We start from the raw sequence: 16,253 nt of genomic DNA on the forward strand, positions 1-16,253 counted from the left end.
TACCTAAACTTAGCTACCCAAACTTAGCGCTTATCCCTTAGACACAATCGCGCCTTTACCTACACCTTCAAACGCCACCACTTTAAACTGACTTCCTGGCACTTTAGCGACTAATGTCGTGGCAATATAATCGGCTAACAACTCAACCGTGGTGTCGTGGGGAATTAAATCACAGCATTCCTTTGGCATTGCCAATTGGAAATCCCCTTGGGGCGCTTGATAGTGAAAACCATAGTGGCTGCTATCGGTGATCCGTGTTTGCGACGAAAGATTGAGAGTGTCAACTGAAACTAAATCCTCTTCACTGCCCAAATAAATATCGTGCCATCGCTTGGCCCAATACTCATCCCACTTTGGTGCTGGGCTGCCATTTTCATAAACGTGAATAGGGCTACGATGTCCATGGGCGATACGCTGACAATTACCATCGTGTTTACGTAAACCATGGCTGTAATGGTAGTAAGGCGTATCGAGGATTTCATGTCTCAAGGTGAGCGTGATCCCTTCGACATTCTTAGGTAAAGCTTCACGTAACGCTTTCTGTAAAAAGGCATTCACACTGGGAATATCAATCTCTTCGGTCGGCACTAAGGCAAAGGCTTGGGAAGGACAGGCCAAATGAATTTCACCTAACTGACTATCAAAATCCATCCATACTCTATCGCCCTGCTGTTGCCATCGCACACTGCTGCAGGCCGTAGGCACTAATAAACGATGATCGGCCACCGCATCTATGGTTTGCTTGATCGTGCGTTTGACTTTAGCAAAATCGAGCACCATGTTTTGCTCGTCTAATCCGCCCTCTAGCAGAACATCAACAATCCAACTCTCCCCCACCATGCCGCGCTTTGGGCACAAATAGGAAAAATCGATCACAGTTAAATCTTTGACAAACAATTGCATTAACGCTCCTCGGCAGAAAAACAGTCCGCCTATGTAATTTTATAGCACCGCTTGGCGATGGCCGAGCATGCTAACTTGAGGCACTCAACACGAGTTAACTCAACATGAATGGAGATTCTAATCAATTCCGTCTATTGTCGCGACAAATGAATCCACTCGGCCCAATATTTTGTATCAGAGGTGTGTATCAGGTAGTCGAAAATCCAGCAATTCGACTCATTGCAACCATCAGGTACCGATAGGCAGAAAGCAACAATGCATCGACCTTGTCGATTAACAGATAAAGCCTTAACAGAAATACCACTCAACCTAGCAAAATAACAACGTAAAAACAGCGAATTAGATCGCAAAAGCTTAATCCGCAACAGCGATAGACCCAATCGAAACAAAGCATTATCACTCAGCATCATTAACCGCTAGCATCCCTGTTAAACCATACAAAAATCAAGGTTATACAGGGAGAAATAAGATGACCAAACTTACATCTATCGCCATTTTCATCGCAGGTATATTAGCCAGTACCCATGCTATCAGTGCAGAACCCATCGAAGTCATTACAGCAGCCAAGATCACTGAGCCTGAAAAAGTTGAATTAGGTAAAATGCTGTTCTTCGAACCCAGACTGTCTAAATCTGGCTTTATCTCTTGTAACTCTTGCCATAATTTATCCACTGGTGGTGTCGATGCTCTGCCAACGTCTATTGGTCATCATTGGCAGGAAGGCCCAATTAACTCACCCACAGTGCTTAATGCCGACTTTATGCTGGCTCAATTTTGGGACGGTCGTGCCAGTGATTTGAAAGAACAAGCCGCGGGCCCTATCGCCAACCCGAAAGAGATGGGCTTTACCCATGAACTCGCAACTGAAACTATCGCCTCTATGCCCGCCTACCGAGCGCACTTCGCCAAGGTCTATGGCGATGAAAAAGTCACAATTGACCGTTTAACCGATGCGATTGCCACCTTTGAAAAAACCTTAGTCACCCCTAATAGCCCCTTCGATCAATTTCTTCTGGGCAAGCAAGATGCCATCAGCGCGAATGCCAAAGCGGGTTACCAACTCTTCAAGGATAAAGGTTGCGTGAGTTGCCATAACGGCCCCGCAGTTGGTGGAACCATGTATATGAAAATGGGACTCATCAAACCGTTCCACACCAATAACCCAGCAGAAGGTCGTAAGGGGGTCACAGGTAAAGAAGCTGATAAATATGTGTTTAAAGTGCCTACACTACGCAATATTGAGCTCACCTATCCCTACTTCCATGATGGCAGCGTCTGGACCTTAGAAGAAGCGGTGAATACCATGGCAGACATTCAATTGGGGCAAAAACTCTCTGACCAAGAAGTGAAAGAAATGGTCGCCTTCCTTGAAGCCTTAACAGGCGAACAGCCACAAATCACGCTGCCGATTTTGCCACCATCGAATAAAGATACGCCACGTCCAGTGCCATTTAGCTCCAATAATTAACATAGGCAACGAGTCACTGACTAAGAAGTTCTCACTTAGAAACTGAGTCAGCGCGACACTTAGTGATTTGGTGATTAGGTTAGCAAAAGGCCGAGAGTAAAAACTCTCGGCCTTGGGTTATTCGTTCGCTTAAAAAACGATGGATTAATTAAGTGCTATTCGCCTTTAAGACGACGGTCGAGCTGATCTTTCAAGTTAGCTGGCACGCCTTTGATTAAAATCGTGTCCGAAATGGGATCGTAAATCACCCGTTGGCCTAAGTGGCCGCCATCAAAACTTAACGTTACGCCGCCGCCAGTACCTGAAAACTTCTTCAATTGGCGCAGGGTTGATTTATCGGCCGGAAACTCTTCATCGAGATCATAACTGCCGCCACGGGCAAAATCGTAGAAAGAATCCATACCTTGATCGGCTAACTCATCGGCCAAGTCTTTGATCTCGATGTCAGCGCCTTCATCGAAGCGCTCACTGCAATATTCAAACACTTTATTACGGCACTGCTGGCGCTCGTCTTTCGTCAGCTCACTGCTGGCAACAAAATCTTCAACCGCATTCATTAAGGTTTTGTTTTGCGCCTTAGTGTTGACACCTTCGACGCAGCCCATAAAGTCGAGGAAAAAGTCGGCCACTTTACGTCCCGCGCGGCCACGGATAAAGGAAATGTATTTACGCGAGTCTTTATCAGCTTGCCACTCGGTTAAATCGATACGCGCCGCCAGTTGGATATTGTTTAAATCCAAATGATTATTTTGCGACAGTTCCATATCGTCTAACACAGTCATCGACGACTTAGCACTTAATAAGGCGACAAACAGATAATCGCTGGTGATGCTGGTGTAGCAAGACATCAGCAAAAAACCGCCTTGGCTGAAATCGTATTTCGACAATTCATCTTGCAGCAATTTACTGGCTTGGCCTGAAAATTCCACAAACCCTAAATCGCCGCCACGGTATTGAGTTAGCGCATTGGCAAAAGCAGGATTGGCCTCACCGTCGTCGCCGTGAATCCCAAAATAGCCAAAACCTTTACCGGCCTTTCCCGTATAAGTCTGGTGTAACTCGTCGAGCATCACCTCGACCGCCTGACCGTTCAGCAGAGGTTGAGGACGCAAACGGCAGCGTAATTGCCCCTGACTGTCCTGAGAAATCTCGTGAATAATTGCGTGTTCGATGTTAATACTCATAAGCCCTGATAGTGATACTGGGATAAATCCGCTATTATATGCCGCTAATCCATTCCAAAGTGAAACATTTTTTGATTATGGCAATCCAATCGAAATACTCAAACACCCAAGTTGAATCATTAATCGCCGAAATATTGGCTGTGTTAGAAAAGCATAAAGCACCGACTGACCTGAGCCTGATGGCATTGGGTAACTGCGTGACAAACCTGCTAGAACGTAAAGTGCCAAGCGAATCGCGCCAAGCCGTGGCCGAACAATTTGCAAAAGCACTCGCACAATCGGTTAAATCCCAGTAAGTTAACTGGGTAATAATCGTCAAAAGAATATAAGATACAAGGTCTTTTAGGAATAAGCGGATCACTATGGTCGAGCGAAAAAAGCAAATGAGCCGCGATCGGGTTTCCCGGCTCATCAACTGGGGGCATTGGTTCGCCTTCTTCAATGGCTTATTAGCCATGATAGTCGGAAGCCGATACCTTGGCAGCGTGGGTTATCCAGAAACTTGGTATGGCTGGTTTTATCTGAGCGTCAGCACTATTGGTCAGTTTAGCTTTCTCGCCTTTATCGCCTATTTGATCTGCCTATTTCCACTAACCTTGATATTGCCTTATTCGAAGATATTAAGAGGTGTCGCGGCGGTGATCGCGACCCTAAGTCTTTGTATCTTATTGTACGATACCATTGTTTACGCCGATTACGGCATGCACTTGAGCCCCTTCGCCTTCGATTTAGCTTGGGCGGATCTCAATGCCCTGCTCCGTGGTACTTCTTATATCGTCACACCGCTGGCCATCATCGCCATTGAACTGACCATGGCCAATTTTTTGTGGAAACGCATAGAGAAAATCCAAAAACTCAATTTAGGCAATAAAGTTATCACCTTAGTGTGTATCTGTTTTATCAGCAGCCACTTGATCCACATTTGGGCCGATGCCGCCGATATCACCGAAATTACCCGTTTCGACGATACTTATCCTTTATCTTATCCCGCGACTGCTCGCTCCTTTATGGAAAGTCACGGTATCGATGGTTCATACCAAGGCGATGACGTCAATCACAACACCAGTGTACTCAGCTATCCAGAGCAGCCACTGACCTGCCAAGCTGACACTAAAATCAATGTATTGATGATCACCATCGATAGTTTGCGTGCGGATATGGTTGATGGTAAAAGCATGCCATTCTTGCAGCAATACACTGAAAGTAATCAGTCTTTTACCCAGCATTTCAGCGGCGGCAACCAATTTAGAACCGGCATGTTTTCGCTACTCTACGGCCTGCAAGGCAGTTATGGCGATGCGCGAATTTTTAATAGCACCAGTCCGCTAATGACCAGAAGCTTCCAGCAAGCGGGTTATGAACTGGGGCTTTTCCTGCCTGAAACCAATCTTAATTTGCGTTCGTCACAGGCGATGTTTAATGATTTCAATCCTGTGATTGCTAAAGAAACCAATGGCAGCGCCGATGCCGACTTGCACACAGTGGCCAGTTTTAACGAGTGGCACAGCATCCAAAATAAACCTTGGTTTGCACTTGTTAACTTAAAAGCGCCGGAAAATTTCGATACTCCCGTGGGTTTCCTTGGCATTGAAACAGTGAAAGCCGATCCCGCCCTGATGCCGGCGCAAAAGGTACTGTTTAATCAATATCGCCAATCACTGTATTTTGTCGATCAACAACTTAAGGCAATGCTGGCCAATGTGCCCAAGGATACCTTAGTGATTATCACAGGGGTGAATGGCAAGATGTTCACCAGTAACAGTGACGAAGCGAATCGCAACCTGTCACCACAAAGTGTCAAAGTGCCCTTAGTGATCCACTGGCCCAATACGGGCGCGTCTAAGGTCAAATACCGCACTAGCCATTACGGCATCGCGCCGACCCTGATGACCCATGTGCTCGGTTGTACCAATAACACCACTGAATACAGCGCTGGCCGCAGTCTATTGCAGCCGAGTAAAGAAACGTGGATCTATATTGGTGATAGCCGCATCTTCGCTATCTACCAAGAAGCGGAAGTGACAGTGATTGACCGCCACGGCAAATACCGTATTTACGATGAAAACTATGAACATAGGCTCAATAAGAAAATGAGTGCGCCTGAGTTGATTGAAGTGATGCGCGAAGGTCGACGTTTCTATAATCACTAATCTTCATCCTCTGCTTGAAGAAGCCCTACTCCCTGCGGATTGGGGCTTTTTTATTCCCTACACGGCAGGATGAGTGCCTAAAAGTCAGAGTCCAGTTCTCAATACGGCACTAATCCCAGCTCAAAGCTCACTATAAGAGATTAATATCAGAGTACAGTATCTGAGTCTGAGTCTGAGTCTGAGTCTGAGTCTGAGTCTGAGTCTGAGTCTGATATAAGCTACAGCCGCGCGGAGCCTGCAACCTAAGCTTTATCCCCAAAGCAAAAAGCCGCTATCCATAGATAGCGGCTTTTAAGACTTGTGCTGAATCTTGAGGCCTGCTTTACCTTGTACAAAATCAAGCCAGTACGATAACTAACTCAGCTCACTCTCAAGCTAACTCGCAATTATGCCAGCTCACAACCATGTTAGCTCGCAATCACGTCAGCTCAAAATCAATCGGCTTTAACCGTGGAGTAACGCTCTAACCAATGGGCGTAGGAAGCGGGTAATACCCAAGATGGGCGCGCAATCTTTAAGGTTTGCGCCGCTTGATATGGCCAATGTGGATTCGCTAAAAAGGCTTTACCTATCATCACTAAATCCATTTGTTCATCTTCAATAGCAGCATTGGCGTGCAGTGGATTATCCATGCCCCAAGACGTCGCAACAGGGAAACCCACTTCTTGTCGAACCCGCGCAGCAATAGGCGCTAAGAATGCAGGGCTCCAAGGAATATTTGCCGTCGGCGTTGAAAAACAAATACTGACGTTTAACATATCGAGCCCAGCTTGCTTAAATTGCTTCACCAAGGCGATTGATTCAGTTAGCGTTTCTTCATCTTTATGGTCGAATTCAATCACGCCAAATCGCGCCGTTAAGGGTAAATGCTGTGGCCAAACGTCTCTTACCGCTGCAACCGTTTCTAACAAAAAGCGTCCCCGCCCTTCTGCACTGCCACCATATTGGTCGGTGCGTTCATTGGCATAGGTTGAAAAGAAACTTTGGGCTAAATAACCGTGGGCAAAATGCAGCTCTAACCATTCAAATCCTGCGGCTAAGGCCCGTTTTGCCGCCGCCACAAAGTCTGCTTTAACGCGCTCAATGTCCTCAATCGTCATGGCGGTAGGCACTTTAGGTAAGTTTGCGCCAAAAGCAACAGCAGACGGTGCAATCGGTTGCCAGCCTTGTCCTTCACCATTAGGAATATGGTCATCACCTTCCCACGGGATATTGGCACTCGCTTTACGGCCCGCATGACCAATCTGAATCCCCGCCACTGCGCCGGCATTTTTAATCGCGCTGGCCACCTTAGCTAGGCCTTGGGCTTGTTCGTCATTCCATAGTCCAAGGCATTTGGGAGTGATACGTCCTTCAGGAGAAACTGCAGTGGCTTCAACTACAACAAGACCCGCTCCGCCACGGGCAAGGCTAGTATAATGCACCTGATGCCAATCGTTGCTGAGTCCGTCCGTGGCTTGATATTGGCACATGGGCGCAACAGCAATACGATTTTTGAGGGTAATATCTTTAAGTTTGAAGGATGAAAATAGATCGGCCATAGGTGTTTCCTGTGTCAAATAGAATCAAAAAGGAATGGAATACTGAATGACGACAGACTAGCCTTATCATGCCATAATTGAAAGCACGCACAGATTATAGAGTTGATAAAGTTTGCTTATGATAAATCTACAGTGGTTACACACCTTTGCTGTTCTGGTCGAGAAAGGTAACTTCACCCGAACCGCCGAAGCCATAGGTATCACCCAAGCGGCCGTGAGCCAACATATCAGTCGCTTAGAAGAAGAATACGGCACACTGTTTTTACGCCGCCCCCGTCAACTTGAAATCACTCCGATTGGCGAAAACCTGCTGACCTACGTTAAAGACGTCGAATGCGCGCAAAAACGCCTACAGCAGAAACTGATCCATGATGATGCTGAGGTCGGCGATATTAGCCTTATCACTCCGGGGAGCATTGGTTTAACACTCTTTCCGCTATTAATCGAACTACAACAAGCCTTTCCGGCGTTAAACATTCACCACCGTTTTGCCCCTGACAGTGAAATAGTCGCCTCAGTGCTAGCCAATGAACATGAAATCGGCATGGTGACCTTAAAACCTTCCGATCCTCGTATTCACAGCACGCATTTCACCGAAGAGCCGCTTGAGCTTGTGGTACCTGCAAGCCATAAACAACATGAGTGGATTGATTTACAACGGCTAGGGTTTATCTCCCATCCCGATGGCGAAGCCATGGCAACTCGGTTACTTAGCCGTAAATATCCAAGTCATCCCGGTATTCAAGACATTCCCTGTAGGGGATTTACTAACCAAATCAGCCTGATCCTCGAACCTGTCGCGAAAGGGCTCGGATTTACAGTCATCCCGCAATACGCCCGCAAAGCCTTTGAACGACAACAAGATATCTATGTTGTTGAATGTGGCAGCCAAGTTGTAGACACCATTTGGCTTATCCACCGCGCGGAATGGCCCTTGTCACGCAGAGCCCAAAAAGCGATCGCGTTTTTAAAGGGCAAGATATAGATAGGGCTCAGCGGCTACTGGCTACTGGCTACTGATTGATATCCAATTCATTATGGATCAGTACTACGCACTGGGAAGCAAACAGCATCTTAGGCCCAAGGCTGATCTTTTGCGCACCGAGTCGTTTCAAGGTATTAAAACTTTTCTTCGGCATAGGAATATGATCGGTCAGCAAAAAACACGGATTACCCACAAACTCCTGCTCACGGATAGAAGTGCCCTTCTTATCCATCATAAACAATTGATAATCCACCGCGAGGTCCTGCACCAGCTTTTCAAAACTGATGGTGCTCACAGTTATGCCCTCATCCACAACGCGAGTTTGCTCTTTCGTCATGCCCCGAGAAATATCTAAGGCCTTGGCAATTTTCGTCAGCAAAGCTTGTTCGTGAAAACCGCCAATATGGCAAATATTTCGAGTATCAAAGCAAATAGTGCGGGAAAAATCATGGGTACTTTCTAACACTAGATAAACGACAACATCGTTTCGATGAGACTGAGCCACAAAGATAGTGTTCATTAGGGTATGAGCCAAAATTTCGGTGTGCGCCTCTTGGCCGACAGAAGCCAAAAACAACTGACTGTCAGTAGGTGCAGATCTTGCTCGTAAAACAAACGCGCGCATAGGTAAATGTCCTACTCAATAATGTCTTAAATGCTAAATGGCGAATTCAAATATCTGTGTGAAACTTGTCATTTCACGTTGAGGATTTTTGTCTTAGTGGTACCAATGACGTCGACTACTGGAGCTTAAACGATTAGCGTTCGTCCTCATGACTACAAAAAAGATATAAAAAAACAAAACCCCGTATAGCAATGCTACCACGGGGTTTTGTTTTTACTTAACTGTCACTTATCTTAATAATTAAAACAGCCTAACAATTAAGCATTTAATTTGGTCGGTATGAGAGGATTCGAACCTCCGCCCCATGACACCCCATGACACCCCATGACACCCCATGACACCCCATGACAGTGAACCGTTTAATCATAACCTGCTAAATTTAAACATAAATCATGTAATTTTGCACGTTTTAATTACCCTAATAATTTATGTGCATTTACATGCAAATGCGAAATGTGCAGCCTGTGCATTCAATAGCTTACACTGTATTTGACCGTACAATTTGCACTATTTTTAGCACAAGCAAATCTAATCTATTTTTTTAAACGAATATTTCATGCTGAAAATATGAACAGTGAACGAATTATTTGCAGGCATACCTAGCCTGATGACTTTATTCAGGCCAACGTCGCTCCGACTTTATCTAGAAGCATAATAAAGTTTGATCAAAAATTAGATTGCTATGAAGAGCCGCAACACACTAGTTTGATAAATTATCCGTAAAAGAAACCATTCTTCTGAGTTGAATTTGGGCACAAGTATAAAACCTACTGAAACAGAGCTTTGTTGATTTCAATCACCGTTACCCCCAACACCATTTGTACAAGACAGCGCACTACATGCAGCGCAACTCATATGATCACGATAATGTTGGTCGAAGAACTTAATCGTTCTGGCCTCTAAAGAATCATATAATTCTGGGGTTAAGGGCATTTTCCACTTATATTGCCCCATCAATTTAGCCAAATGTCGGTAACAGGTTTCGCGACGATTAGAAAGGTATTCTGGCGCGATAAGCTGGCTCTCAAATTGAGTTAACGCCCCGGTTAAATAAAAGGTGATGCCCTGTACTAACTCCTTTACCTGTAATGGTGTCGCCTCTAATTCCCCTTTTTCTACTGCTAGATTGAGCGAGTCAGTAAACCAGCCCCAGAACGCATTAATGCGCTTTTTAAAGCGTTCGACTTTTTCATCACTAGCAAGTTGCCATACCATGGTATTAACAGAAACAGAACGTAATGTTGCAAAGCTTTTGCTGCGTTTTATCGTTTCAAAGGTAAATAGAATTGGCAACAATACTCGTTCTTTAGCCGTTAATTCAGGATTTTTATTAATAAAAATTGGCAAGTGATTAGAGGTTGCACTTCTTAGGAACAGACAAACTAAAACGTCTTCCTTACGTTCAAAAAATTTGTACAAGGTGCCAGTAGAACAACCGACTTCTTTGGCCAGTTGAGAAAACTTAAAAGAGACGATGCCTTGCGACTCAATCAACAGCTCAGCTGCATCCAGTATTTGATTGCACCTTAAAATAGATAGTGTGTCAGAAGGACATTTCATGCACTAAACCCAAATAAAACGCTAAGTAAGCGTGAATTATGCGTTGTTAACTTATGCCTGTTATAGGGTAAGGATGACTAATCGGGATAAAGCTCACGCAAGTGAGCATTTTATTTATGTTCTTTGTGAGTTACCTCAAGCATACATTGCAACAACAAGTTTTTTTCATAGATTAAAATCCCTTCACTTACATTTTTGTTGCAAAAAACATTCATTTTCAAAAAAGATTATTCTAGACATAACTCACGAATAAGTTTGCCACTCCAAAAAAGCCGTGACTTAGTTCACCTTTAGCCTGCCCCATAGCCTCTATCTTGCTTGCATACTGAAGTAGAGGGTGAACAACATGCATAATAGAAGAAACTTTTTAAAACTGGGTGCAGGTGCAGCTATTGGCGGTATTGCAGCCGCACTGCCAAGTGCAGCATCAGCTAACGAGTGCGCATCAAACATAAAATGGGATGAAACACGCGATGTTATCGTCGTGGGTTCAGGTTTCGCGGGTTTATCTGCTTCACTCAATTCTAAACGCCAAGGTCTTGGTTCCGTACTTGTACTGGAGAAAATGCAAGTCATTGGCGGTAACTCTGCGATTAATGGCGGTTGGCTAGCCATTCCCAAAAACCCAATCCAATTAGCCCAAGGCATTCAAGATGATTCGCCAGAGGAACTGGTTAAAGATCAGATCATTTCTGGCCGCGGTATGCAAAATACTGACATGTTGCGCCAAATGGCTAATCGCGCACTGGATGCCTATGACCTGTGTATTAATGCAGGGGTAAAGTTTCGCGAAGGATTTAACCAGCAAGTGGGTGGACATAATAAAGCACGAGCGATTCGTACCCAACACGGTGTAGGCGGCGATATCACCACTAAACTTTATGAAGTGGGTAAAAAAGAAGGAGTTGAATATCGTCTTCAACACTATGTTGAAGATTTCATAATGGATGGTCAGGAAATTATCGGCCTCAAAGTTCGCCAAAATTATCGTTTCCCCGATCTCAAAACCGGCAAAACAATCTATATCAAAGCTAACAAGGCCGTTATCCTTGCCCACGGTGGTTTTTCTCGAAATTTAAAACTGCGTGAGCTGGTTGATCCATCGCTTGATAAGACACTTGATTGCACCAATGCGCTAGGAGCGACTGGAGAAGTCACTCTTACAGCCATGGCACACGGTGCACTGCCTATACATATGAGCTTTATTCAAACTGGCCACTGGGGTTCGCCTGATGAAGGCGGCTTCGGTTGGTCAAATGCGTTACTGTCGATTGGTTTCCATAAGGGCATTTCCGTCAATGTTCTTGATGGTAAACGGTTTATGAATGAACGTGCCGACAGAAAAACCTGCTCTGACGCCATAATGAAAAACCGTAATGCAGATGGTTCCCCCGCTTATCCTGTCGTGTTTTTTAATCATGATGACCATGTTGGCGATGAACGCGTCACCCGTGCCGTGCGTGACCAAATTGCCTGGAAAGTCGATAGCCTAGAGCAATTAGCTAAGCAGTTTAATATCCCACTAAATGAGTTAAAACAAACCGTTACTGAGTACAACCAACAAGTACCTAAAGGTGTTGATCCACTCTTTGGCCGCATGATGGATACGGCTGTACAGCTGAAACCTCCCTTTATTGTCTCGCGGATCTGGCCAAAAGTGCATTACTGCATGGGAGGATTAAAAACCGATTTAGGTGCCCGTGTTATGCACAGTCAATCGTTAACGACAATTAAGAAACTGTATGCAGTTGGTGAAGCGACCGGTGGTACACATGGTGGAACACGTTTAAGTTCAACGGCATGCCTAGAGTGCTTGACGATGGGAATTATCGTATCTGAAACCATCAAATCTGACATGCAGGCTTAAATATTATGAATAAATTACTACTCACACTCCTTATTGGATTCGTATTTGCTGGCAATGTAAACGCCGGAGAGCTGGTCAAAATGAAAGGCAGCACTCAAGGCCGAGTAAATCATGAGTCTCTCTATCAAGAAGGCTGTAAAAGCTGTCACCAAGGTTCAGGTAAGCAAAATGCTACCGACGCTGCGTGCGTTGAATGTCACGGTGACATAACCAGTATCCCCGTTGACGAGAAAAAGCTACCGATCCCAGAAGCTCATCCGCACAAATCGTTGCACTACAACGAAGGTGCAAGCTGCTTAGCCTGCCACGCTGAACACGAAAAAAAGGCCCCAGTTTGTGCTGAATGCCACCGTACTTGGTTCAAAGAAATGTAAATTAATTATTAAAATTCAAATACTAAAATAAAAGGTAACGATGATGAAACAATCCACTCGGTTTATGCTGTCCATGGTTGCAACTGCAATGGCCATGTCGAGTTCAGCCGCTTTTGCTGCAGAACAACAAGAAGATGGTATTAACGTTGGCGGTGCAGTGCGTGTTAACTATGGTTATAAAGATTATGACAAAGCCTCAAAAGACAAAGGCGGCGATTTTAATTTTGATATGGCCGCAATTAAATTTGATGGTAAAAAAGGCAACTTCGGTTTAGCCGCAGAATACCGTTTTACTTCAGGCACTAACTATATCAAGTACGGTTATGGTTACTACAACATTGATCCAGACTGGCAACTGCAATTTGGTATCAACAAGGTACCCTTTGGTAATCGCGAGTTTATTTCTAACAGTTGGTGGTTTGGTCTACCTTACTACTTAGGTTTTGAGGATGATCATGATATCGGTCTTAAAGCCACCTACGAAAAAAATGGCTGGCATACTGATTTAGCCTTTTACAAAAATGCTGAATATGGTGCGACCGAGAATAAGCGTTATTCGACCGATTTGTATACCGGTACCATCAATGGCACTGAGTATCACAATGAAGAAACTAACCAGTTAAACGTGCGCCAAACTTATACAACAGAATACGAAGGCGGCTCGACTACCTTTGGTGGCTCTGTGCAGTATGGCCAAATCTACAACAGTGAGACGGGCAACAATGGCGATCGCTATGCAGTAGCATTGCATTTAGACAGCAGCTACAAAGGCTGGAATTTACAAATGCAAGCCATGCAATATGAATATGATGCTGCAGATGCTATCGACTCCAATAAAATTGGCGTGTCAGTAGTGAGCTGGCAGTATGAAATTGCCTCTAAGGGCCAAGCCTATAACATCAACATTGCCAAAACCGTAAACACAGATTGGGGTAGCATTAAGTTCTACAACGACTTTGGTTTAATGACGCCAGATGTTGATGATGATAGCTACGATAACAGTATGCAAAACGTCACTGGTATGGCGATTTCTGCAGGCCCTACCTACACAATGATCGACTTTGTTATGGGTAAAAATATGACCTTCTCTACCGCCAATAACGACCATGTTGGATTACCTGAAGTCGGTAATGATTGGGATAAACGCATTAACATCAACTTTGGCTATTATTTCTAACTCTCCATTCTAACTCTTGTTTGTAATAATCAAGTCGATCAGGACGTTCCTGCCGTTTTGATCGACCGTTCTTTTTATGCCCTATTTATTAGGGCATTTTTTATTTTTCAATGTGATTTAGCCAACCATGAAGCAACACACTTTACTCGCCTTATCCCTATTTTTTATTCCGTTTTCACCACTCTATGGAACAGAGTTACAAATGGGGGGATTTATTAAGGCAAACGCACGTTATGTTGAAGGTAATCTGAAGTTTCAAGACAGTTGGACAGGTGGAGGTTCTTTCGCTGATAACACTAAACGTACTCAATTCAGTGCGCAAGAAAGTCGCGTAAATATGACGATCACCTCAAATGAAGTTCAAGCCTTTGCTGAAATCGACTTTGTTGGCTCGGCGCAGGGGAATCCGATCATCTCCAATTCCTACAGCCCCCGCCTAAGGCACGCATTTATATCCTACCAAGGCGTAACGGCTGGGCAAACTTGGTCCACCTTAGTCAATACCAGCACCTTTGCTGAAACGGCCGATTTAGGCGGGCCATTAGTTGGTCAAGCCATGATAAGACAAGCGCTGGTACGTTATGACACAACCCATTGGCAGTTTGCCCTAGAAAACCCCTACACCTACGGAACTCAAGCACCAGAACAAGCAAGTGCACAAACTAAATTCGCCACAGCACTCACGTCAACAGAACCGCTATGGATTGATACCAACCATGATTATCTGCCAGACATGATCGTTCGTTACAACCAATCGGGTGACTGGGGTAATGTGTCGATATCAGGTTTACTAAGATATTTAGACTCCGCCGATACAGCCCAATGGGGTGGTGGTACATCAATAGCGGCAAAAATACATTCCATAGGGAAAGATGATCTTCGTATTCAATTGCACTATGGTCATTTAGGGCGCTATGTAGGAACCGATGCAGCTAGAGATATCACAGATGGGCAATTAGAAAATTCTTTATCCGTCATGTTCGCCTATAGGCACTTTTGGACCCAACACACACGTTCAAGTATCTTTTATGGGCACACATCCACAAAAGTAGAACAAACAGATCGCAGTCATTTTGGGGTTAACTTATTCACCAATTTAACCCAATCACTCACTTTAGGCGCTGAAATAGGTCGTTATCAAATGCAAGACAATATCACTTCTCTTGTGCCCACAGTATCCCAGCCAAGGACAACTCAGGGAGCCTCCAACTATGCACAAGTCAGTCTGCAATTCCATTTCTAATGCTAGGGTCGCAGATAAGATTATTCGCGAGCAGAGTCACGAATAAGTTTGCCACTGAAAACATGACGTGATCTATTTCACCTTTGCGGTAGACCAATCTCTTTATTGTTAGTGACAGAAAAATAATACCAACACAATACCGCCATTTTAAAAATTAAGACAATAGGATAGATAATGATGAAATTAAAAATGCTTTTTGGAATCGCCGCATTGGCATCAACGGCAGCTATGGCGCAAGGCCCACAATGTAACCATGCACAACTTCCATATCAACAAATGACACCGGTGCCAGCGGACAGTACTCCTTATGTCCCACAAGATACTATGCCTGAGCAATGTCGTAACCCAGAAATTGAAGCTTATATTACTGATTGGGAAGCAGGCAAAATCGATTTTAATACCATTAAACCCAACGACAGCATCGCCGCGGATCAACGTTTCTGTAAAACCTTGGATGATAATGGCAATGTCCTAGAAGCAAAAAACTGCGACCCTAAAAACTCTCCCGTTGGCTATATTTGGAAAGAATTGTCTGACAGCCCAGTTGTTATCGGTATTACTAATGGTGGCAAGTCAGATCATGAGCCGCACTTTCATGGCCAACCTGAGTGTTATTACGTCGTAAATGGCACAAGTAAAACATTAGCAAACAATAAATTTGAAACCCTAGCTAAAGGTCAATACTTCTACATACCTGGGGCTCATATCCACAACACGCCAATTTTAAACAAAGAGGGTTTAGGCGTGTTCTACTGGTATCCGAATAATGCTCATTTTGATGGTTTTAAATACTATTGGCGCAAAGATGTGAAAAACTTGAGAGTGGCTGAAGAAGCCTTTGATCGTGTTGATGCCATTCGTAAACGTGATCTTAACCTAGGCCCATATGGTACAAACGAAGCATTCTTTAAAAAATAAGCCAAATTGAAATAAACCACCTTTCTAAGAAGGTGGTTTAGCCATCTTTGTTCCGCTTATATCGCCACTACCTCATCCTCCGAAGTAAAAAAATGGAGATATAACATTGGCGCATAAAGCAAAGATCAAAGGATCACAAAATCGATCTGTTGAAGTTGGTATATCCGAGCATACCTAAATTTTGTCCCTCTGAGAAAGTAACGAAAATAATTATTTATAATCAACACCATATATAGCGTTCAAAATTATGAACGCCCC

At 44.3% G+C, this 16,253-nt stretch carries 14 protein-coding genes; 9 read left to right on the plus strand and 5 right to left on the minus strand.

The window, feature by feature from the left end:
• Window positions 1–30 precede the first annotated feature (30 nt).
• Complete coding sequence (locus Q4Q50_RS13075; RefSeq protein WP_106650772.1) at window positions 31–903, minus strand: 6-carboxytetrahydropterin synthase; 873 nt, start codon at window positions 901–903, stop codon at window positions 31–33.
• A gap of 469 nt (window positions 904–1,372) precedes the next feature.
• Here Q4Q50_RS13075 and Q4Q50_RS13080 point away from each other — a divergent pair, with 469 nt between their 5' ends.
• Window positions 1,373–2,371 carry a cytochrome-c peroxidase gene (locus Q4Q50_RS13080; protein WP_311899651.1) on the plus strand — a complete coding sequence of 333 codons (999 nt, stop codon included), beginning with the start codon at window positions 1,373–1,375 and terminating at the stop codon, window positions 2,369–2,371.
• Window positions 2,372–2,526: 155 nt separating this feature from the next.
• Here Q4Q50_RS13080 and yejK read toward each other — a convergent pair whose 3' ends face one another.
• The gene (gene yejK / locus Q4Q50_RS13085; protein ID WP_311899653.1) at window positions 2,527–3,555 is read right to left on the minus strand and encodes a nucleoid-associated protein YejK; all 1,029 of its coding nucleotides are present in this window, start codon (window positions 3,553–3,555) and stop codon (window positions 2,527–2,529) included.
• Between the two features lie 77 nt (window positions 3,556–3,632).
• On the opposite strand from yejK, the gene Q4Q50_RS13090 reads away from it, so the two are divergent.
• Both Q4Q50_RS13090 and Q4Q50_RS13095 read left to right on the plus strand, forming a co-directional pair.
• Window positions 3,633–3,851, plus strand: coding sequence for a YejL family protein (locus Q4Q50_RS13090; protein WP_011847036.1), 219 nt, complete (start codon window positions 3,633–3,635; stop codon window positions 3,849–3,851).
• 66 nt (window positions 3,852–3,917) lie between these two features.
• Window positions 3,918–5,705, plus strand: a complete 1,788-nt coding sequence (locus Q4Q50_RS13095; protein WP_311899655.1) for a DUF3413 domain-containing protein — start codon at window positions 3,918–3,920, stop codon at window positions 5,703–5,705.
• A 434-nt stretch (window positions 5,706–6,139) separates the two neighbouring features.
• Here the strand turns inward: Q4Q50_RS13095 and Q4Q50_RS13100 are convergent, their stop codons facing one another.
• A complete protein-coding gene (locus Q4Q50_RS13100; protein ID WP_311899657.1) occupies window positions 6,140–7,246 on the minus strand; it encodes an NADH:flavin oxidoreductase/NADH oxidase in 1,107 nt (368 codons plus the stop codon).
• Between the two features lie 118 nt (window positions 7,247–7,364).
• Between Q4Q50_RS13100 and Q4Q50_RS13105 the strand changes: the two genes are divergently transcribed.
• On the plus strand, window positions 7,365–8,231 hold the full coding sequence (locus tag Q4Q50_RS13105) for a LysR family transcriptional regulator (RefSeq protein WP_311899659.1): 867 nt from the start codon (window positions 7,365–7,367) through the stop codon (window positions 8,229–8,231).
• A gap of 28 nt (window positions 8,232–8,259) precedes the next feature.
• On the opposite strand, the gene trmY is transcribed toward Q4Q50_RS13105, so the two are convergent.
• Both trmY and Q4Q50_RS13115 read right to left on the minus strand, forming a co-directional pair.
• Window positions 8,260–8,856 (minus strand): tRNA (pseudouridine(54)-N(1))-methyltransferase TrmY, encoded by a 597-nt coding sequence (gene trmY / locus Q4Q50_RS13110; RefSeq protein WP_006086220.1) that lies wholly within the window; start codon window positions 8,854–8,856, stop codon window positions 8,260–8,262.
• 792 nt (window positions 8,857–9,648) lie between these two features.
• The gene (locus tag Q4Q50_RS13115) at window positions 9,649–10,416 is read right to left on the minus strand and encodes a TetR/AcrR family transcriptional regulator (RefSeq protein ID WP_105252712.1); all 768 of its coding nucleotides are present in this window, start codon (window positions 10,414–10,416) and stop codon (window positions 9,649–9,651) included.
• A 346-nt stretch (window positions 10,417–10,762) separates the two neighbouring features.
• Here Q4Q50_RS13115 and Q4Q50_RS13120 point away from each other — a divergent pair, with 346 nt between their 5' ends.
• The 5 genes from Q4Q50_RS13120 (at window position 10,763) to Q4Q50_RS13140 (ending at window position 15,995) form a co-directional block, all read left to right on the plus strand.
• Window positions 10,763–12,283 carry a flavocytochrome c gene (locus tag Q4Q50_RS13120; protein WP_219251615.1) on the plus strand — a complete coding sequence of 507 codons (1,521 nt, stop codon included), beginning with the start codon at window positions 10,763–10,765 and terminating at the stop codon, window positions 12,281–12,283.
• Window positions 12,284–12,288: 5 nt separating this feature from the next.
• Window positions 12,289–12,657: a cytochrome c3 family protein gene (locus tag Q4Q50_RS13125; protein WP_012089430.1), complete on the plus strand. Its 369-nt coding sequence runs from the start codon at window positions 12,289–12,291 to the stop codon at window positions 12,655–12,657.
• Window positions 12,658–12,697: 40 nt separating this feature from the next.
• Window positions 12,698–13,834, plus strand: a complete 1,137-nt coding sequence (locus Q4Q50_RS13130; protein WP_259520256.1) for a hypothetical protein — start codon at window positions 12,698–12,700, stop codon at window positions 13,832–13,834.
• Window positions 13,835–13,961: 127 nt separating this feature from the next.
• The gene (locus Q4Q50_RS13135) at window positions 13,962–15,077 is read left to right on the plus strand and encodes a DcaP family trimeric outer membrane transporter (protein ID WP_261273110.1); all 1,116 of its coding nucleotides are present in this window, start codon (window positions 13,962–13,964) and stop codon (window positions 15,075–15,077) included.
• Between the two features lie 174 nt (window positions 15,078–15,251).
• Window positions 15,252–15,995 (plus strand): cupin domain-containing protein, encoded by a 744-nt coding sequence (locus Q4Q50_RS13140; RefSeq protein WP_028759672.1) that lies wholly within the window; start codon window positions 15,252–15,254, stop codon window positions 15,993–15,995.
• Window positions 15,996–16,253 lie beyond the last annotated feature (258 nt).

The organism is Shewanella scandinavica (assembly GCF_031932065.1).
GTDB classification, from domain to species: domain Bacteria; phylum Pseudomonadota; class Gammaproteobacteria; order Enterobacterales; family Shewanellaceae; genus Shewanella; species Shewanella baltica.

What these genes read in the sequence shown, in the direction of transcription:
- Q4Q50_RS13080 (WP_311899651.1), top strand. Translation starts at nt 1,373, where the DNA reads ATGACCAAACTTACATCTATCGCCATTTTCATCGCAGGTATATTAGCC.
- Q4Q50_RS13135 (WP_261273110.1), top strand. Translation starts at nt 13,962, where the DNA reads ATGAAGCAACACACTTTACTCGCCTTATCCCTATTTTTTATTCCGTTT.
- yejK (WP_311899653.1), bottom strand. Translation starts at nt 3,555, where the DNA reads ATGAGTATTAACATCGAACACGCAATTATTCACGAGATTTCTCAGGAC.
- Q4Q50_RS13105 (WP_311899659.1), top strand. Translation starts at nt 7,365, where the DNA reads ATGATAAATCTACAGTGGTTACACACCTTTGCTGTTCTGGTCGAGAAA.
- Q4Q50_RS13140 (WP_028759672.1), top strand. Translation starts at nt 15,252, where the DNA reads ATGATGAAATTAAAAATGCTTTTTGGAATCGCCGCATTGGCATCAACG.
- Q4Q50_RS13130 (WP_259520256.1), top strand. Translation starts at nt 12,698, where the DNA reads ATGATGAAACAATCCACTCGGTTTATGCTGTCCATGGTTGCAACTGCA.
- Q4Q50_RS13095 (WP_311899655.1), top strand. Translation starts at nt 3,918, where the DNA reads ATGGTCGAGCGAAAAAAGCAAATGAGCCGCGATCGGGTTTCCCGGCTC.
- Q4Q50_RS13075 (WP_106650772.1), bottom strand. Translation starts at nt 903, where the DNA reads ATGCAATTGTTTGTCAAAGATTTAACTGTGATCGATTTTTCCTATTTG.
- trmY (WP_006086220.1), bottom strand. Translation starts at nt 8,856, where the DNA reads ATGCGCGCGTTTGTTTTACGAGCAAGATCTGCACCTACTGACAGTCAG.
- Q4Q50_RS13120 (WP_219251615.1), top strand. Translation starts at nt 10,763, where the DNA reads ATGCATAATAGAAGAAACTTTTTAAAACTGGGTGCAGGTGCAGCTATT.
- Q4Q50_RS13115 (WP_105252712.1), bottom strand. Translation starts at nt 10,416, where the DNA reads ATGAAATGTCCTTCTGACACACTATCTATTTTAAGGTGCAATCAAATA.
- Q4Q50_RS13090 (WP_011847036.1), top strand. Translation starts at nt 3,633, where the DNA reads ATGGCAATCCAATCGAAATACTCAAACACCCAAGTTGAATCATTAATC.
- Q4Q50_RS13125 (WP_012089430.1), top strand. Translation starts at nt 12,289, where the DNA reads ATGAATAAATTACTACTCACACTCCTTATTGGATTCGTATTTGCTGGC.
- Q4Q50_RS13100 (WP_311899657.1), bottom strand. Translation starts at nt 7,246, where the DNA reads ATGGCCGATCTATTTTCATCCTTCAAACTTAAAGATATTACCCTCAAA.